19 protein-coding genes are annotated in these 17,807 nt (G+C 73.6%); 12 read left to right on the top strand and 7 right to left on the bottom strand.

What is annotated here, in order from left to right:
- Nucleotides 1-17: 17 nt before the first annotated feature.
- Nucleotides 18-1,838, bottom strand: coding sequence for a glycoside hydrolase family 15 protein (locus ABZW32_RS11945; RefSeq protein ID WP_356214436.1), 1,821 nt, complete (start codon nt 1,836-1,838; stop codon nt 18-20).
- A 290-nt stretch (nt 1,839-2,128) separates the two neighbouring features.
- On the opposite strand from ABZW32_RS11945, the gene ABZW32_RS11940 reads away from it, so the two are divergent.
- Nucleotides 2,129-3,493, top strand: coding sequence for a chloride channel protein (locus ABZW32_RS11940; RefSeq protein ID WP_356214434.1), 1,365 nt, complete (start codon nt 2,129-2,131; stop codon nt 3,491-3,493).
- Nucleotides 3,494-3,519: 26 nt separating this feature from the next.
- Here ABZW32_RS11940 and ABZW32_RS11935 read toward each other — a convergent pair whose 3' ends face one another.
- The gene (locus tag ABZW32_RS11935) at nt 3,520-4,152 is read right to left on the bottom strand and encodes a hypothetical protein (RefSeq protein WP_356214432.1); all 633 of its coding nucleotides are present in this window, start codon (nt 4,150-4,152) and stop codon (nt 3,520-3,522) included.
- 177 nt (nt 4,153-4,329) lie between these two features.
- Between ABZW32_RS11935 and ABZW32_RS11930 the strand changes: the two genes are divergently transcribed.
- A complete protein-coding gene (locus tag ABZW32_RS11930) occupies nt 4,330-5,298 on the top strand; it encodes a GNAT family N-acetyltransferase (RefSeq protein WP_356214430.1) in 969 nt (322 codons plus the stop codon).
- A gap of 68 nt (nt 5,299-5,366) precedes the next feature.
- On the opposite strand, the gene ABZW32_RS11925 is transcribed toward ABZW32_RS11930, so the two are convergent.
- Together ABZW32_RS11925 and ABZW32_RS11920 are read right to left on the bottom strand one after the other, a co-directional pair.
- A complete protein-coding gene (locus tag ABZW32_RS11925) occupies nt 5,367-5,846 on the bottom strand; it encodes a hypothetical protein (RefSeq protein WP_356214428.1) in 480 nt (159 codons plus the stop codon).
- Between the two features lie 26 nt (nt 5,847-5,872).
- Complete coding sequence (locus tag ABZW32_RS11920) at nt 5,873-6,547, bottom strand: DedA family protein (protein ID WP_356214584.1); 675 nt, start codon at nt 6,545-6,547, stop codon at nt 5,873-5,875.
- Between the two features lie 156 nt (nt 6,548-6,703).
- Between ABZW32_RS11920 and ABZW32_RS11915 the strand changes: the two genes are divergently transcribed.
- Together ABZW32_RS11915 and ABZW32_RS11910 are read left to right on the top strand one after the other, a co-directional pair.
- The gene (locus ABZW32_RS11915; protein WP_356214426.1) at nt 6,704-7,075 is read left to right on the top strand and encodes a BlaI/MecI/CopY family transcriptional regulator; all 372 of its coding nucleotides are present in this window, start codon (nt 6,704-6,706) and stop codon (nt 7,073-7,075) included.
- Nucleotides 7,072-7,998, top strand: a complete 927-nt coding sequence (locus tag ABZW32_RS11910; protein ID WP_356214424.1) for a M56 family metallopeptidase — start codon at nt 7,072-7,074, stop codon at nt 7,996-7,998. Before ABZW32_RS11915 ends, ABZW32_RS11910 begins: the two co-directional genes overlap by 4 nt.
- Nucleotides 7,999-8,033: 35 nt before the next feature.
- Here ABZW32_RS11910 and ABZW32_RS11905 read toward each other — a convergent pair whose 3' ends face one another.
- On the bottom strand, nt 8,034-8,870 hold the full coding sequence (locus tag ABZW32_RS11905; protein WP_356214422.1) for an undecaprenyl-diphosphate phosphatase: 837 nt from the start codon (nt 8,868-8,870) through the stop codon (nt 8,034-8,036).
- Between the two features lie 265 nt (nt 8,871-9,135).
- Between ABZW32_RS11905 and ABZW32_RS11900 the strand changes: the two genes are divergently transcribed.
- Nucleotides 9,136-9,540, top strand: a complete 405-nt coding sequence (locus ABZW32_RS11900) for a BlaI/MecI/CopY family transcriptional regulator (protein WP_356214420.1) — start codon at nt 9,136-9,138, stop codon at nt 9,538-9,540.
- Between the two features lie 14 nt (nt 9,541-9,554).
- Nucleotides 9,555-10,496, top strand: a complete 942-nt coding sequence (locus ABZW32_RS11895; RefSeq protein WP_356214418.1) for a M56 family metallopeptidase — start codon at nt 9,555-9,557, stop codon at nt 10,494-10,496.
- A 26-nt stretch (nt 10,497-10,522) separates the two neighbouring features.
- On the opposite strand, the gene ABZW32_RS11890 is transcribed toward ABZW32_RS11895, so the two are convergent.
- On the bottom strand, nt 10,523-11,155 hold the full coding sequence (locus ABZW32_RS11890) for an AAA family ATPase (RefSeq protein WP_356214417.1): 633 nt from the start codon (nt 11,153-11,155) through the stop codon (nt 10,523-10,525).
- A 298-nt stretch (nt 11,156-11,453) separates the two neighbouring features.
- Between ABZW32_RS11890 and ABZW32_RS11885 the strand changes: the two genes are divergently transcribed.
- The 6 genes from ABZW32_RS11885 to ABZW32_RS11860 all read left to right on the top strand — a co-directional run bounded on the left by ABZW32_RS11885 (nt 11,454) and on the right by ABZW32_RS11860 (nt 16,513).
- Nucleotides 11,454-13,436, top strand: a complete 1,983-nt coding sequence (locus tag ABZW32_RS11885) for an amino acid transporter (RefSeq protein WP_356214415.1) — start codon at nt 11,454-11,456, stop codon at nt 13,434-13,436.
- 61 nt (nt 13,437-13,497) lie between these two features.
- Nucleotides 13,498-14,376, top strand: coding sequence for an AraC family transcriptional regulator (locus ABZW32_RS11880; protein ID WP_356214413.1), 879 nt, complete (start codon nt 13,498-13,500; stop codon nt 14,374-14,376).
- 118 nt (nt 14,377-14,494) lie between these two features.
- Nucleotides 14,495-14,617 carry a hypothetical protein gene (locus tag ABZW32_RS11875; RefSeq protein ID WP_356214411.1) on the top strand — a complete coding sequence of 41 codons (123 nt, stop codon included), beginning with the start codon at nt 14,495-14,497 and terminating at the stop codon, nt 14,615-14,617.
- A gap of 123 nt (nt 14,618-14,740) precedes the next feature.
- Nucleotides 14,741-14,932, top strand: coding sequence for a CsbD family protein (locus ABZW32_RS11870; protein WP_356214409.1), 192 nt, complete (start codon nt 14,741-14,743; stop codon nt 14,930-14,932).
- Between the two features lie 231 nt (nt 14,933-15,163).
- Nucleotides 15,164-16,009, top strand: coding sequence for a class II glutamine amidotransferase (locus tag ABZW32_RS11865; RefSeq protein ID WP_356214582.1), 846 nt, complete (start codon nt 15,164-15,166; stop codon nt 16,007-16,009).
- A gap of 81 nt (nt 16,010-16,090) precedes the next feature.
- Complete coding sequence (locus tag ABZW32_RS11860) at nt 16,091-16,513, top strand: CBS domain-containing protein (RefSeq protein WP_356214407.1); 423 nt, start codon at nt 16,091-16,093, stop codon at nt 16,511-16,513.
- A gap of 47 nt (nt 16,514-16,560) precedes the next feature.
- Here the strand turns inward: ABZW32_RS11860 and ABZW32_RS11855 are convergent, their stop codons facing one another.
- Nucleotides 16,561-17,682 carry an alkene reductase gene (locus ABZW32_RS11855; RefSeq protein ID WP_356214405.1) on the bottom strand — a complete coding sequence of 374 codons (1,122 nt, stop codon included), beginning with the start codon at nt 17,680-17,682 and terminating at the stop codon, nt 16,561-16,563.
- Between the last annotated feature and the right edge of the window lie 125 nt (nt 17,683-17,807).

Genomic DNA, 17,807 nt, shown 5'->3' with positions numbered 1-17,807 from the left:
TGGACTCAGCCGTGGACTCAGTCGCGCCGGCGGTCCAGCGCCTCGTCGAGGGTGCACGCGGCCATGATGAGCGACAGGTGGGTGAACGCCTGCGGGAAGTTGCCCAGTTGCTCACCGCTGGGGCCCACCTCCTCGGCGAAGAGACCGACGTGGTTGGCGTAGGTGTGCATCTTCTCGAACGTGTACCGGGCGGGCCGCAGGCGCCCGGCCCGGGCGAGCGCGTCCACGTACAGGAAGGTGCAGAGGCTGAAGGTGCCCTCGGAGCCGCGCAGGCCGTCCGGGGAAGCGGCCGGGTCGTAGCGGTAGACGAGGCTGTCGGAGACCAGGGTGCGGTCCATGGCGTCCAGGGTGGAGAGCCAGGACGGGTCCTTGGGCGCCACGAAACCGACCCGGGGCATGAGCAGGAGGGAGGCGTCCAGGACGGCGTCGCTGCCGTAGTGCTGGACGTAGGCCCGGCCGGACTCGCTCCAGCCGCGCTCCATGACCTGGTACAGGATGTCGTCGCGGGTCCGCGTCCAGCGCGCGGTGTCGGCGGGCCGGCGGAACTCCTCCGCCAGCCGCAGGCCCCGGTCGAAGGCGGCCCAGCACATGATCCGGCTGTACGTGAAGTCCTGGCGGCCGCCGCGCGTCTCCCATATCCCCTCGTCGGGGCGGTCCCAGGAGCCGGCCAGCCAGTCCAGCGTCCGGGAGAGCACCTTCCAGCCCTGGTAGCCGGCCTGCACGGCGATCTGGTGTCCCTCGGACAGGGCGTAGAGCGCCTCTCCGTAGATGTCCAGCTGCAACTGGTCGGCGGCCGCGTTGCCCAGCCGGACCGGCGCCGAGCCCCGGTATCCCTCCAGGTGACCGAGGATCTCCTCGGACAGCAGCGGTTCGCCGTCGACCCGGTACATGATCTGGAGCGGTTCGCCGTTCCTGCCCGCGGACTCGCGCAGCCGGTCACCGAGCCAGTGCGTGAAGTCGGTGGCCTCCTCGACGAACCCGAGGTCGAGCAGGGCGCGTACGGACAGCGAGCCGTCGCGGACCCAGGTGTAGCGGTAGTCCCAGTTGCGTTCGCCGCCGATCTGTTCGGGCAGGCCCATGGTGGCGGCGGCGACCGGGGCTCCGCTGGGCGCGTACGTGAGGAGCTTGAGGGTGATGGCGGAGCGGTTGACCATGTCGGGCCACCGGCCCCGGTAGTTGGAGCCCCGGACCCAGCTCTGCCAGAAGTCGGCGGCCTCCCAGAGCTGGTGGGTGATCCCGTCGACGGAGAGCGGCGGCGGGGTCTGCGCGTCGGCTCCGCGGACGGTGAGGACGACCGCCGCCGCTTCGCCCACCTTCAGCGTGAAGGAGCCCCGTACGTCGTCGCCGTCACGCTCCACCGGAAAGGTGCTCTGCAGGTGCGCGCAGGCTCCCGGCGCCCGGAACACGGCGGCCTCGGGGCTCAGCTCCAGCCGGTGGGAGGCCCGGCCGTAGTCGAACCGGGGGCGGCATTCCATGTCGAAGCGGACGGTGCCGCGCACGGTGCGGACGGTGCGGATCAGGGTGTGCCGGACCGCGGGGGCGCGGCCGGTGTGCGGCGGCATCCAGTCGAGTACCTCGCCCACTCCGTCGGGGGACATGAAGCGGGTCACCAGGACGGCGGTGTCCGGGTAGTACAGCTGTTTGCAGCGGGCCTGCGGGTCCGCCGACGCGATCCGGAAGTAGCCGCCGCGGTCGTGGTCCAGCAGGGCGGCGAAGATGCTGGGGGAGTCGAAGCGGGGCGCCGCGAACCAGTCGACGACGCCGTTCGAGGTCACGAGCGCGGCGGTCTGCAGATCACCTATGAGACCGTGCTCGGCGATGGGCGGATAGCGGTCCATGAGCATCCCCGGGTCAGGGTGGTCCTTTGGGTTCACTATCGGTCAGCGCCACCCGAAGCGCCCGGTGAGCCGGGGAGCGCCGGGCGTCGGCCCTGGTCCGCGCGGGTGCGAGCAGCCCCGGACACCCGGCGCGCGCGGGGCCGGAGCGTGCCGTCGGAATGACGTTCGGTGACGCGCCGGGACGTCGCGGACCGTACGCGCCCGACATGACCCGGCGCCGTGATACGACCACCGTGAGGCCTGTCGCCCGACGTGTCCGGGTGGATCCCTGAGCTGAGGAGACGATGCGCATGTCGGCCGTACCCGCCGGGCCGCCCACCGCGACACCGCCGGACGCGTTCGCCCTGGTCCGCACCCGCGGGTACGTGGTGCTGCTGGTCATGACGGCGCTGCTCGGCATCCCGGTCTCCGCGGTGGCCTTCGGGTTCCTCGCGCTCGTGTCCGAGCTGCAGTCGCTGACCTACACCGACCTGCCGAGGGGGCTGGGCTTCGACGGAACGCCCTCGTGGTGGCCGGTCCCGCTGCTCGCCGTGGGCGGCCTGCTGGTGGCCCTGACCATCCGGTTCCTGCCGGGGGAGGGCGGCCACCGGCCGGCCGAGGGCCTGGTCACGAAGGGACCGCCGACGGCGGCGGAGCTGCCCGGCATCGCGCTCGCGGCGGTCCTGTCGCTGGGCGCGGGCGTGGTCCTGGGGCCGGAGGCGCCGCTCATCGCCCTCGGTGGCGGCCTGGCGGTGCTCGCGGTCCGCGCCGTGAAGCGCGGCCTCGACGCCGGCACCACCGGCGTCCTGGGGGCCGCGGGGAGTTTCGCGGCCGTCAGCACGCTGCTCGGCTCACCCCTGCTCGGGGCGTTCCTCCTGATGGAGGTGACCGGCATCGGCGGCGCGATGCTGGGGATCGTCCTGGTACCGGGCCTGCTCGCGGCCGGGGTGGGCGCACTGATCTTCACCGGCCTGGGGTCGTGGACCGGCCTCGGCACGTTCTCGCTGGTCCTCGGCCACGTACCGCAGGCCGCCCGGCCCGACCTCGCGGGCTTCGGCTGGGCACTGGCCATCGGAGTGGCCGCCGCCCTGCTCGGCGCGGCGCTCCACCGGACGTCCCTGCTCCTGGAGGCCCGGGTCGAGCGCCGGCGGCTGCCGCTCACCGTGCTGGCCGGTGCGCTCATGGGCGTGGCCGCCCTGGTGTACGCCGAGACCACCGGCCGGGAGGCCTCCGAGGTGCTCTACTCGGGGCAGAGCGCCCTCGGCCCGCTGCTGGCGGGCCAGGCCGGATACACGGCGGGGACCCTGGTGGTCCTGCTGGTGTGCAAGTCCGTCGCCTACGGCCTCGCGCTCGGCGCCTTCCGCGGCGGCCCGGTCTTCCCGTCGATGTTCGTGGGAGCGGCGGTCGGTCTGGCCCTGGCCCACCTCCCCGGGCTGGACGTGACGTCCGGCTTCGCGATGGGCGTCGGGGCGATGTGCGTGGCGATGCTGAAACTGCCGATGACCTCCGTGCTGCTGGCCACCATCCTGATGGGAACCGAGGGGATCACCGTGATGCCGCTCGTGATCGTCGCGGTGGTGGTCTCCTACGTCCTCTCGCTCAGGCTCACCCCCGCCCCGCCGCCCGCCCTGCCGCCGGTCCCGGCGCCCGCCCCGGCGCCCCCGCCGTCCCCGTGAACGGCGGTCCGGGACCAGGGCTCCGCTCAGCCCGGATAGCGGGCGGAGGCCGCGACGAAGGGTGCCGCGTCGCGGGACACCGAGGCGACGAGGGCGACCCAGGAGCCGTCCGTGAACTCGATGTCCATGCGTCCCTTCTGGAGCACGCCCGTCGGTTTGGCGCGCAGGGCGGAGACGGCCGACCGGGGGGTTTCCCAGTACTGCTTCATCACCGGCGTCATCTGCCACAGCTGTGAGACGTCGCTCAGGGCGTACCAGCGCCGGTCCGTGACGGCCAGCAGGCCGGTGACCGAGCCGCGCGCGCCGGCCCGGGAGATGACGAAGCGTCCGGCCGCGCTCTGCCAGCCGCCCTCCATGCTCGTCCCGTGCATCAACCGGTTGCCGAAGTCGTCCACCGCGTCCGGCATCCGGTCGATGGCGTCCGCCGCCGCGGCCGGCCTCGACCGGCGGGGGTCGAGCACACGCGCCTTGGCCAGCTGCTTCAGGGGCCCGGGCAGTCTTCCCTCGATCCGCCGCTGGAGCTCGGTGGGCTCGGGCGGCGGGAGCAGCGACCAGGGAGGGGTCGGCACGCCCGGCCCCAGTCCGTAGGAGCACCAGGCGACGAGCCGCTCCCCGGGTCGCAGGAACGCCTCGGCTTGTTCACGCCCGCCCTCGTTCAACGGACCCGCTCCTGTTCGTCGTTCGGCCGGCCTGTCCGGCGCTCCGGATTCTGCCTCACCCGCCGCCGTCGATGATCACCGGGGCGGCGGTGGCCCCGGCGGTCCCGCCGGTTCGCGCGATCGCCTAGGGTCTGCTGGAACGTGACGAGGCGTCACGTGACGAGGGGGGATTCCGCGATGTTCGCAGTGGTCTACCGGTGGCGGCTCCACGAGGGCAAGGAGCGGCAGTTCATGGACGGTTGGCGGCGGGTGACGGCCGCGATCCACGCCCGCTGCGGCAGTTACGGCTCGCGCCTGCACCGGGCGGACGACGGTACGTGGGTGGCGTACGCGCGATGGCCGGACGCGGAGAGCCGCGCACGGTGCGAGGTGCCCGATCCGGAGGGCGTGGCCATGATGAGCGGGGCGATCGCGGAGCGCTTCCCGGAGACCCGCCTGCGGATCGTCGACGACATGCTCGCGGAGCCGGCCGGTCCCCCGGTGATCGGGTCCGAGGGGCCGGCGGTCACGGGCGACCGGTCGGCGACCGAACGGTCGTGGGTCGAGGGGTGGGCCGTGGTCCGACGGGCATCCCGTCCTGTGGACGTGCCCTGGGGGCTGCGGATCGAGATCGGCGGGCCGACCCGGACGGTCCGTCACGTCCTGCTCGACGCCGACGCAGCAACCGCCCGCGGGCTCATCGGCACGGTCACCGAGCCCGGCACGTGCGTCAAGGCGTTCCTCCCGCCGGACGACATGGAACCCTGGTTCCCGTCCGCGTGGGAGCCCACCGAGCACTGCTTCCTGATGGCCGTCGACCTGCGCCCGTCGCCCGTGCGCCTGCCGGACGGGTACTCCGTCACCGTCGAGACCGCCGACGGCGTCACCCTGGTGCGCGTCCTGAGCGCCGACGGGGAACTCGCCGCGAGCGGCCGGAGCGGTCTGGCCGGCAGCGCCTGCGTCTTCGACCAGATCGTCACCGAACCGGCCCATCAGCGCCTCGGCCTCGGGACGGTGGTCATGGCCACCCTCACCGACGCGGCCGTCGAGAGCGGAGCGACCGAGGGCATCCTGGGCGCGACCGTCCAGGGCCGGGCACTCTACGAAGCGCTCGGCTGGAAGGTCCTCGCACCCCTGTCCGGATTCGTCTACCGACCCGGGGCCTAGTGCTGTGGCCGGCCCGGTCCGGCGGAGGCCCCCCTGGGCGGAGGCGCCCCGTCCGCCCGGTGCGTCCCCTACCGCACGTCGCCCCGGGCGGCCGCCGACTCCGTGGACTCCAGGGCCCGGGCGAACACCGCGACGGCCTCGCACGGCATCGCGTAGCCCCGGATGCGCCGGTCGCCGTCGGGGTGGGTGGTGGGGGTCAGGGGGACGCGGATGCCGGCGGGCCACAGCCCGCGGCGGGCGCCGCGGGCGACCGCGCTCGCGAGCGTGGTGTTGAAGCCCTTCCAGAGGCCGTCGCCGTTCGCGCCGCGCAGCGTGTCGACGTCGGCCCAGCCCGAGCCCTCGACGACGTGCCGCACGACCCCGATCGCCCGCAGGGGCAGGTCGCGCAGCAGGTGGGCGGCGCGTTCGGGGGTCCAGTCGCACTGCACGAGGACGCTGATGCCGTCGCCGCCGTACGCGAGGGGGGTGTGGCGGGCGACGAGCTCGACGATGCCGAGGGCGATCTCTGCGCCGAGGTGGTCCGGGACGTCCTCTATGACGATCCGCATCGCCGCTCCTTCCGTGGGGGTGGGTGTCACACGCTTTCGTCGGCGCGGCCCGCGCGGCGGGAGCGCCGCAGTTCCAGGGCGACGGGGACGAGGGAGACGGCGACGATGAGCGCGATGATCGGCAGGAGGTAGCGGTCCACGTCGGGTACGGAGGAGCCGAGCGCGTACCCGGCCAGGACGAGGCCGGTGGTCCACAGCAGACCTCCCAGGACCTGCCAGAGGGCGAAGGTGCGCGCCGGTACGTTCAGGATCCCGGCCAGCGGGTTCAGCACGGTCCGCACGATGGGCAGGAACCGGGCCAGGACGATGGCCTTCGCGTACCCGTAGCGCTGGAGGATCTCCGCCGCCCGGGCGGCGCCCTCGCCGATCTTGCGGGACCCGGTCCGGGTCAGGAAGGCGGGGCCCGCCTTCCGGCCGAGCAGGTAGCCGGTCTGTGCGCCCGCGAGGGCGCCGGCGGCCGAGGCGAGCAGGACCCAGGGCAGCGAGAGGTGCCCGGTGGTGGTGGCCGAGCCGGCGCAGAGCAGGCCGGCCGTGAAGAGCAGCGAGTCGCCGGGCAGGAAGAACCCGATCAGCAGGCCGGTCTCGGCGAACAGGACGACCGCGATGCCGAGCGTCCCGAACGCGGCGAGCAGGGACTGGGCGTCGAGGAGGTTCACGGCGAGGTGTACCGGCGCGGGTGCGGCGAGCAGGGCGAGGGGCATCGGCACGGTCCCATCGATAATGGTGGTCGGGGTGGGGCTCACAGCCGTGGGCGAAAGGTTTCCGGACCGCCGCGGGTGCGGCCCGCCCATCTCGGCGTCTACAGAACAGTAGTCGTTCTACCCTGTCGTGGACGACTCCGTGGAGAGGAAACATCCGTGGTGGACAGCGCGAGCGAACGCCGACCGGCCGGCGAGCTGGAGTCCAGCGTTCTCGCTGCCCTGTGGGCCGCGGGACAACCGCAGTCGGCGGCGCAGGTCAGAGCGTCGATACCGCAGCCGCTGGCCCGGACCACGGTGGCGACGCTGCTCGCCCGGCTGTACGAGAAGGGCGTCATCGACCGGAGTCCGGGCGGGCGGGGCTTCCTGTACTTCCCCCTGGAGGACGCGCACGGCATGACGGCTCGCCGGATGCACCGCGAGCTCGACCAGGACGGCGACCGCAGCGTCGTCCTGGCCCGGTTCGTCGAAGGACTCAGCTCCGACGACGAGGCGGAGCTCAGGCGGCTGCTGGAGGGAGGCGGACAGTGATCGTCCTCCTTCTCGTCCCCCTCGTACTGCCCTGGATCCTGCCGCCGCTCGCCCGGCGGGCGGCGGCCCGGGTGAGGCCCGAGGCGGCGCTCTGGACGATCACGTCGGCCACCGCCGCGCTCGCCGTCGCGGTCGTGGCCTGCCTGGGCGTCCTGCTGCTGCCCCTCGCCCTGTCGGTCGCGCCCCTGGCCGCCCTCCTGCACCTGATCCGGCCGCTCCAGGCCGGTCCGGCGCCCGTGGCCCTCGGCATTTCGGCGCTGTCCGGCGGGATCGTGGCGGTCACCGCTGTGACCGTGGTCCGGCGCGGGCTGTCCGAGGCGAAGCGCCTGCGCGGCGCCCACGGGGACGTCGCGCACCTCCCGCAGGTCGGAGGGCTGTGCGTCCTGGAGGACTCCCGCCCGGACGCCTACGCCCTGCCGGGCCTGACGGGGCCGGGCCGGATCGTGGTCACCAGCGGCATGCTGCGCTCCCTGGACCCGCGCGAGCGCGAGGCGCTCCTGGCCCACGAACGCGCCCACCTCGCCGCGCGCCACCACCTCTTCCTCGCCGTCGCCCAGCTCGCCGGATGGTGCCACCCGGCCCTGGCCGCCGTCGTGCCCCAAGTGCGCTTCGCGGCGGAACGCGCCGCGGACGAGTCCGCGGCCCGGGTCACCGGCAGCCGGACCCTCACGGCGCGCGCGGTGGGGCGCGCGGCCCTGGCCGCCACCCGTGGCGGCCGGCGCCCCGGGGGACCCGCACTCGCCGCGGGGGCGGTCACCGGGCCGGTCCCCGCCCGGGTGAAGGCCCTGCTCGGCCAGGCCCCCGTCCGGTGGGTCGCCCCGGTGCTCCTGGCCGTGGCCCTGCTGTGCACGACGGCGGGGACGTCCGCCCTGTCCGGTGCCGTCTGGCTGCACCGGGGCGTGGAGACCGCCCAGGGGGAGTAGGCCACCGGGACGGCCGGTGGCCTGCTCCGTCTCCGTCAGGCGGCCAGGACGCCGGTGCCGAGGAGGCCGAAGAGCAGGACGCCGATGACGATCCGGTAGACGACGAAGGCGTTGAAGGAGTGCTTGGCGACGAACTTGAGCAGCCAGGCGATCGAGGCGTAGGCGACGGCGAAGGACACCACGGTCCCGACGGCCAGCGGGAGCATGTCGACGCCGGAGCCGACGGCGTCCTTGAGCTCGTACAGGCCCGCGCCGGTCAGGGCGGGGATGCCGAGGAAGAAGGAGAGGCGGGTCGCGGCGACGCGTTCGAGGTCGAGGATGAGGCCGGTCGACATGGTGGCGCCGGAGCGGGAGAAGCCGGGGAAGAGCAGGGCGAGGATCTGGGAGCAGCCCACCAGCATGGCGTCCTTGAAGCCGGTGTCGTCCTCGCCGCGCTTGTGCCGGCCCATCTGGTCGGCCGCCCACATCAGGCCGCTGCCCACGATCAGGGACCCGGCGACCACCCACAGGGAGGCCAGGGTGCTCTCGATGAGCGGTTTGGCGGCCAGGCCCACGACCACGATCGGGATGGTGGCGAAGATGACCCACCAGGCGAACTTGTAGTCGTGGTGGTAGCGCTCCTCCCGGTTGGTCAGGCCGCGCCCCCACGCGCTCACGATCCGCACGATGTCCTTGAAGAAGTACACCAGCACCGCGGCGATGGCTCCGACCTGGATGACGGCGGTGAACGCGACGACGGCCTTGTCGTCCACCGGAATGCCCATCAGGCCCTCGGTGATCTTCAGATGCCCGGTGGAGGAGACCGGCAGGAACTCGGTCACCCCCTCGACGATGCCGAGGATGGCTGCCTGGCCGATGCCGATGGTGCTCAATTGGTCCGTCCCTGGGATTGGTTGGATGGAGCGGCGGGGGCTGCGGAGGGCCGGTTCCGGGCGCCGGGGGCGGACCGCGCGGCCTGCGCGGGTCGCCGGGGGCGTCCTGGTGGTGGGTGCACGGGATTCCTGTCGTCACGCCGCAGGGGACGGCGGGGGTCATGGGTGAAGAGAGCTCGTGGCACACTCGGGGAAGACCCTCGTCTTCTACACGCGTGTAGAAGACGAGGGTGACTGTAGAGGATGACCGAGGAGGCGGCCAACATTGGACGGGCACGAACACGCCGGTACCGCGCACGAAGGCGACCGTCGCCTGGCCAACGGCAAACGCGAGGCCGAGGTTCTGGCCGTACTCCGGTCGGCCCCCGGTCCGCTCACGCCCCGTCAGGTACTGGAGGGCATGGGCGGTGACCTGGCGTACAGCACGGTGGTGACGATCCTGACCCGCCTGTACGACAAGCACGTGCTCACCCGGCGGCCGCACGGCCGTGCCTTCGCCTACGCCCCCGCCACGGACGAACCGGGATTCGCCGCCCGGAAGATGCACCAGGCCATGGAAGAGGCGCCCGACCGCGAGCGGGTGCTCACGCGCTTCGTCGACGACCTCTCCAGCGGGGACGAGGCCTTGCTGCGCCGCCTGCTGGGCGGCGACCTCGACGCGGACCGGTAGGCGCGGGGCCCGCCGTGCACCTCGCCGTCTACCTCCCCCTGCTCTTCCCGCTGCTCGCCGCCCCCGGCGCCCGGTGGCTGGACGACCGGCTGCACCCGCGTCCGGCCACGATGCTCCTGACGGGGGGCGCGCTGGTGCTCGCCGCGGGCAGCACCACAGTGCTCGGGCTGCTGGCCCTGGCGGGCCTGGTCCGGATCCCGGTCGTCGCCCGACTGGCCGAGCTGTCACCGGCCGTGCTCCAGCGCGACGATCCCGCCTCGGTCTCCGTCGCCGTCGTCGCCGCGCTGCTCCTGCCGGTCGTCGTGGTGGCCGGTTCCCGCTTCGTGTACCGGCGGGTGCGGGCGGTGTGCGCGGCCGTCCTGGAAGCGGCCTGCTTCCCCGGGCAGGATCCGCTCGTCGTCCTGGAGGAGCCCGCCGCGGACGCGTTCGCGATGCCGGGGCTGCCCGGCCGGATCGTGGTGTCCACGGGCATGCTGGCCTCCCTCGACGCCGCCGAGCGCGAGGTCCTCCTCGCCCACGAGCGCGCCCATCTGCGCGGTCACCACTACCTGTACACCGCGGCCGTCCAACTGGCCGTCACCCTGAACCCGTTGCTGCGGCCGCTGGCGGAGCAGGTCGCCTACACGCTGGAACGCTGGGCCGACGAGGCCGCCGCCGAGGCGACCGGGGACCGGCGCCGGGTCGCCGTCACCGTCGGGAAGGCCGCGCTGGCGGCCGGGAAGTCGGGAGGCCGGCGCCGGCTGCCCGCGGCGGCCCTGGGGCTGCTCGGCCGCTCCCCGCGGCCCGAGACGCCCGGGCCCGTCCCCCGGCGCGTGGCAGCGCTGCTCGCACCCCCGCCGAAGGGCGGCGGATGGCGCGGGGCCGCCGCGGCAGCCTGCGTCGCGGCCGCGGCTGTCTGCACCGCCGATGCCGTACAGGACCTCCACGAGGTGGTGAGGAGGGCCGCGGGGGGATGATCGGGTAGCCGGCCCCCCCCGAACCGTCAGGTCCGGCCCCCGCCGAACCGCACCTCGGTGACGCGGTCCCGCAGCCCGCGGTCGAACAGGACCAGGGAACCGATGCCCGACGCCGCCGGCAGGCCGTCGCGCTCGACGCGGGCCAGCAGCCTCGAAAGTCCCCGCCGATGGACCGCGAAGACCCTCCGCGAGGTCACGCGCCGACGGGCGTGCTGACCCAGCAGCGCCTCCCGGGGCCCGACGTCGAGCACCACCATGTGCAGGGGACGCCCGGCCCGCAGGGCCGTACGGGCCAGCCAGCGACGCATCCAGGGCCTGCTGCCGCAGTCGTGGACGAGCAGGGGCCCGCCGCCCCGTATCTCCGAACGCAGACGGCGCAGGTGACCCAGCCGCGCCACCGGCCGGTACACCGCGTACGGGAGCCAGCCGGGCAGCCGCGCCTCGTAGGAGGCACGGGTGGCACGGGGATCGACGACGAGGGCGGCCGGGGACCAGGCGCGCAGCAGCGTGCTCTTCCCGCTGCCGGGGAGACCGGCGACGACGACCGCCGCATCGGACGGGTAGGACAGCGTGACGTCCCGGCCGTTGCGGCCCCGCAGGTCGACGACCCCCCGCGGAACCAGGTACCCGGCGGGCTTCCGGGCCGGGCCGTCGTCCACCCCCGCCCGACCTCCACCGCCGCGGCCCGGGGGCCGTACCGTCGCGTGTTCGGTGCCGGGGGAGGTGCTCACAGGTGACGGGCCGTTCGAGTGGGGAGCCGTGGAAGCCCCCGACACTACGCGAGCCGTCGCGCCGACACCCGCCGGGGCCCCGGCGCGGTCGCCACGGTGGGACACCCTTGACCGGATCATGGCTCGGCGGGCCTCCGACAGCCCTCATACTCGTTGATCGCTGCCGAACCGCGAACGCAGCGACGGTCGGGCCCGGAACGCCGGGCGGGAAAGGTTGTTGGGGGACATGAAGGACACGGACGAACTGCTCATACCGGAAGTGGTGGACAGTCCGGCACTCCGGCCGCAGGCCGGCGGCGGCCTGGAACGGTGGATGCTCCGCCACCGGGTGCAGCCCGTCGGGTCGACGTCAGGCGAAGGGCACGGCGAATCGCACGCCTGGTGGAAGGTGATGTGCCTCACGGGCGTCGACTACTTCTCCAGCCTGGCCTACGTGCCGGCCATCGCCGCGCTCGCGGCGGGCGCCGTCTCGCCCCTCGCGACCCTCCTGATCGTGGGTCTCACGCTGCTCGGCATGCTGCCCATGTACCGGCGGGTGACCGGTGAGAGCCCCCACGGCGCCGGATCGGTGGCGATGCTGGAGGACCTCCTGCCGTTCTGGCGCGGCAAGGTGTTCGTCCTGGTCCTGCTCGGCTTCGTGGCCACCTCCTGGATCATCACGATCACCCTGTCCGCGGCGGACGCCTCCGTGCACGTCGTGGAGAACCCCTTCTTCCCGCAAGCCCTGCACGGCCACGAGGTCGCCATCACCGTGGGCCTGCTCCTGTTGCTCGGCGGGGTCTTCCTGCTCGGCTTCAGCGAGGCCGTGAGCGTGGCGATCCCCCTCGTGGCGGTCTTCCTGCTGCTCAACGCCGTGGTCATCGGGGTCGGTTCGGTCGAGGTGTTCACCACCCCCGGCGCCTGGTCCGCGTGGACGGACGCGCTCGTCGAGGGCGGAGGCGGCCTCGGTGACGTCGTGGGCCCGGCTCTGCTGGCCTTCCCCCTGCTCGTCCTCGGCCTCTCGGGCTTCGAGACCGGGGTGAGCATGATGCCCCTCGTCGAGGCGGAGGGCGCCGACCCCGAGGAACGGCTGCGGTCGCGCATCCGCAACACCCGCAAGCTCCTGACCACCGCCGCGCTCATCATGAGCGTCTACCTGCTGGCGGCCAGCTTCGTCACCACCGTCCTCATCCCGCACAAGGAGTTCGAACCCGGCGGCGGCGCCAACGGCCGCGCGCTGGCCTGGCTGGCCCACGAACACGTCGGTGAGGCCTTCGGCACCGTCTACGACATCAGCACGATCCTCATCCTCTGGTTCGCCGGAGCCTCCGCGATGGCCGGGCTGATCAACATCGTGCCCCGCTACCTGCCGGACTACGGGATGGCCCCGGAATGGGGACGCGCGGTACGCCCGGTCGTGCTCGTCTACACGGTCCTCTGCGTCGTCATCACCATCGCCTTCGACGCCGACGTCAACGCCCAGGCCGGCGCCTACGCCACCGGGATCCTCGCCATGATGGTCTCCGGTGCCTTCGCCGTGACCGTCTCCGCCCTGCGCCGCCGCCGGCGCGCGGCGACGGCCGGCTTCACCCTGCTCACCGCCGTACTGCTCTACGCACTGGTGGCCAACGTGGTCGACAAGCCCGACGGCCTCGCCATCTCGGGCATGTTCATCGCGGGCATCATCGTCGTGTCCCTGGTCTCCCGCGTCTCCCGGACCACGGAACTGCGGGCCGACAGCATCGTCTTCGACCCGGCGGCCCGCCGGTTCGTCACCGACACCATCGCCTTCGACAACTCCGTCAACATCATCGCCAACCGCCGGGAGACCGGGGACGGCGCCGAGTACGCCGGCAAGGAGCGGGAGCAGCGCCGGTCCAACCCCGTCCCCGGCCCCGCCGACGTCATGTTCCTGGAGATCGACGTGGTCGACCCCTCCGACTTCAGCGAGACCCTCACCGTGCACGGCATCGAGGTCGACGGCTACCGGATCCTGCGCGCCGAGGCCCCGGCCGCGCCGAACGCCATCGCCGCGATCCTGCTCGCGCTGCGCGACACGACCGGCGTCAGGCCGCACTGCTACTTCGCCTGGGCCGAGGGCAGCCCGCTGCGGCACATGTTCCGCTACTTCCTGCTCGGCCGCGGCGACACGGCCCCGGTCACCCGGGAGATCATCCGCAGGCACGAGCCCGACCCGGACCGCCGCCCCGGCATCCACGTCGGCGACTGACGGCCGGGGCGCGTACGGCCGGGCCCGTACCGACGCGCAGGAGCCGAAGGAGGAGGGGCACATGCCGGTGATCGCGAAGGCGGGACCGTGCACGACCGGTCGGGGAGTCGACGTCACCAGGGTCGGCGGCCGGTGGCGGGTGACGCGGCCGTGGCCCGCCGCGCTGCGCCCCTTCGTGCACAGCTACGCCGGCTACTGGGAGGCGACGGCATCCCCCTACCGGGTGCGGCTGGTGCCCACGGGCCGGGCCGTCGTGGTCCTCAGCCTCGCCGAGCCGTTCACCCGCATCCGGCGGCTGGGGGACACGGGCCCGCCCGGCCCGGTGACCGGCTCGCTCGTCGCCGGGCTGGAGGACGGGCCCCGCGTGTGCGACCACCCCGGCGGCCAGGAGGCGATCCGGCTGGAACTGACCCCGCTGGGCGCCTTCCGGCTGTTCGCCGTGCCGATGGGCGAGCTGACCAACCGGGTGGTCGAACTGTCCGACGTCCTCGGCCCCGGGGCCACCCTCCTGGTGGAGCGGCTGGCGGCCACCCGGGACTGGGGATCCCGCTTCGACCTGCTGGACGCCGCGCTGACGGCCCGGCTCGACCGCGGGCCGCACCCCGCGCCCGAGGTCGTCCACGCCTGGCGGCTGCTGACCCGCGCCGGCGGGGCGACCCCCGTCGGCCGGATCGCGGCCGAAGTGGGCTGGAGCCAGGGCCACCTGGTGCGCCGGTTCACCGAACAGGTCGGCCTGACCCCCAAGACCTCCGCCCGGGTGCTGCGCTTCCACCGGGCCGTGCGGCTGCTGACCCGCGACGGCGTGAACCCCACGGACGTGACCGCCGCCTGCGGCTTCTACGACCAGGCGCACCTCAACCGCGAGTTCCGCGCGCTGGCCGGGACCACCCCCGGCCGGATGGCGGCGGCCCGGGTGACGGAGGGGGCGCTCGCACTGTGAGGGGCGAGGTCAAATTCGTCCAAGCCAGGCCGCCGGTACGCCGCTAGTGTCCCCGTTCGGAGCACGGATCAGGCACCGGCCCAGGGGCCGGTGGACCTGACGGAGAGGGGAGTACCCGATGGAGAACCTGCTGCGCGTCCTCGTGTCCGGAGCGCTCACGGGGGGCTTGATCGCCCTGGCGGGGACGCTCGGCCGGCGCAACCGCAGGCGCCGCGACGGCGGGGACGCGAACGGGAGCTGACCTCCGGCTTCTCGTGCACGGGGGCGCGGCCCGTACGGGGGCGGGCCGCGCTCGCCATGCGACATGTCCGGTTCTCGCATAATTTGGCAGGCGTTGGACCGACCCACATGTCAAGGAGTTCGCATGGCCGACAAGGGCAAGATGGACCAGGCCAAGGGCAAGGCCAAGGAAACGGCCGGGAAGATCACCGGCAACGAGCGGATGCAGGGCGAAGGCAAGATGGACCAGGCCAAGGGGAAGGCGAAGGAGGCCATGTCCAAGACGGAGGAACGGGCCCGCGGCGCCGCCGACAGCCTCCGGGGCAAGAAGGACTAGCAGGCCCCGCGCCCGACCCGGCCGGGCCCGCCCCAGTACGCGGGGCCGGGCCCGGCCGGTCCGCTCCCGGGTCGCCGCCCGCACGGTAGGCGGTCCCGGGCGCGCGGCGACCGGCCGCGGGCCGCGGCAACGGGGCGTCCCGGCGCGCCCACCTGCGGTGACGGCCCACCGCAGGGCGGATCGCCGTCACGGAGTTAGGCTCGGATCATGCCGCGGAAGGGGATGGTGCGCATGTGCCGCTGGCTCGCCTACTCGGGTTCGCCCATGGTGCTCGATGCCGTGCTCTACCGGCCGGAGCACTCCCTGATCAACCAGAGCCTGTACGCCCGCATGGGCGCCGAAGCGACCAACGGGGACGGCTTCGGCATCGGCTGGTACAGCGCGGACCGGGCCGGAGACGGCACGCCGGCCATCTTCCGGGACGTCGCGCCGGCCTGGAACAACCGCAACCTGCGTGAGCTGGCCGCCCACGTCCGATCGCCGCTGTTCTTCGCGCACGTACGGGCCTCCACGGGCTCGGCCGTACAGCAGACCAACTGCCACCCGTTCCGGCACGGCCGCTGGATGTGGATGCACAACGGGGCCATCGCGGACTTCCAGCGGCTGCAGAGGGACCTCTGCATGGCGGTCGACCCGGCGCTCTTCCCGTGCATCGAGGGGTCCACCGACTCCGAGGTGATGTTCTACCTCGCGGTCACCTTCGGCCTCGACCAGGACCCCCCGGGCGCGGTGGCCAGGATGGCCGGGCTGGTGGAACGCCTCGGCAAGGAGCACGGCGTGCCCGAACCGCTCCAGATGACGGTGGCGGTCAGTGACGGCGAGCGGGTCTGGGCCTTCCGGTACTCCAGCCAGGGCGCCTCCCGGACGCTGTTCTACAGCAGCCGCGCCGATACGGTCCGCCACCTCCACCCGGAGATCGAGTACCTCAGCGAGATCTCCGACGCGACCCGCATCGTGGTCTCCGAGCCCTTGGGGGACCTGCACGGCGTGTGGAACGAGCTCCCCGAGGCCAGCTACGTGGTGGTCCCCTCCACCCTGGAGACGGACTACCTCCCCTTCGTCCCCGAACTCCCCTGACGTCCCCCGGCGCCGTGCTTACCCCGAGCGCGGGAGGGTAGGCGCCCGGCACAGGGGCCGGTACCAGCAGCGGGAGGTCCGATGACCCGTCGAGTGCACGAGGTGATGACCGGGAATCCGGTGACCGTGGACCGGCAGACGTCACTGGCGGAGGCCGCGCGGGTGATGCGGGACGCCTCCATCGGGGACGTGCTGGTCCTCGACGGGGGCCGGCTCCGCGGCATCGTCACGGACCGTGACATCGTCGTCCGGGCGCTCGCGGAGGCACGGAACCCCGTCGAGACGACGGTCGGCGCGATCTGCAGCACCGAACCGGTCACGATCGGGCGCGACGAACTCGTCGACCGGGCCGTCGAGGTCATGCGGCGACACGCCCTGCGCCGGCTGCCGGTGGTGGGCGAGGACGGCGGCCTCGTCGGCATCGTCACCCTGGGCGACCTCGAAGTCGAGCGGGATCCGGGTTCGCCCCTCTCCTTCATCTCCGCGGCGGAACCGGAGGCCTGACCCCGGAGCCACCGGACCAGGCGCCGGTCCGCAGGCACTCCGGGCCGTCACCGGGCCGTCGCGGTCCGCTCCAGCGCGGGGTAGTCGTTGTAGCCCTCGGCCCCGTGCACGTGCATCAGGAACTCGGGACGCAGTTCGTTGAGCGGGGCGCCCGTGCGCAGGCGCTCCGCGAAATCGGGGTTGGCGATGAAGCCCCGTCCCAGCGAGACCAGGTCCGCACCCTCCGCGAGCAGGCGTTCGGCCCGCCGCAGGCCCCCGTCGGCCGCGACCTCCTCGCGCGTGAGCGCGGGGTTGGCGACCAGTGTGCCCGCCCAGGTCCGGCGGATCTCCGCGAAGAGGGGCTCGTCCGGGTCCGCGGAGATCTGGTGCAGGTAGACGGGATCGAGGTCCGCCAGGGCCTTGAGCAGGGCGGGGTAGAGCTCCTGGGTGTCGCCCTCCTGCGCACCGTTGACGGTCGCCCCGGGCGAGACGCGGACGCCGACCCGCTCCGGGCCGACGGCCTCGACGACGGCCCGCACCACCTCCACGGTGAACCGGATCCGCCCTTCGACGGAACCGCCCCACCCGTCGGTGCGGAGGTTGGTGTTCTGCGAGAGGAACTGGTGGAGCAGGTGGCCGTTGGCGGAGTGCACCTCCACCCCCGCGAAGCCGGCCGAGACGGCGTTGCGGGCGGCCGTCGCGAAGTCCGCGATCGTGGACCCGATGTCCCGCTCCGTCATCGCGCGGGGCACGACGGCGTCCTGGAAGCCGCTCGGGGTGTGCAGCGGCTCCGGCAGCGGCACCGGGGACGGGGCGAGCGGGACGTGTCCGCTGGTGTCGGGGTGGCCGACCCGGCCGCCGTGCTGGAGCTGGAGGAACAGGCGCCCGCCGGCCGCGTGCACGGCGTCGGTGACCCGCCGCCAGCCGGCGATCTGTGCCGGGGTGTGGATGCCGGGGATGTGCGGGTAGGACTGGCCGACCGCGTTCGGCGTCGTGGCCTCGGCGATGATCAGACCGGCCGAGGCGCGCTGCGCGTAGTGGGTGGCCATGAGCTCGCCCGGGACCCCGTCGGCCCCGGCGCGGGTGCGGGTGAGCGGCGCCATCACCAGTCGGCTGGGGAGCTCCAGGCCGCCGAGCCGGGCGGGGGCGAAGAGCGGGGATGCGGAGGGGATCTGCTGCGTCTGGTCCATGCGGGCACCGTAGAACCTCACATAGGTGTCAGGTTCAAGGCCCGGGGCGAGACGCGGGCCCGCCGCGACGGCCCCGGAGCGGGCCGTCGGCGACGGGGCCGGGTGGAGCAGGCCCGGCTGCGTTC

This window comes from Streptomyces sp. NPDC004667 (genome assembly GCF_040609475.1).
Classification (GTDB): domain Bacteria; phylum Actinomycetota; class Actinomycetes; order Streptomycetales; family Streptomycetaceae; genus Streptomyces.
Note: the sequence above shows the minus strand (reverse complement) of the source record. Positions and strands in the feature narration are given on the sequence as shown.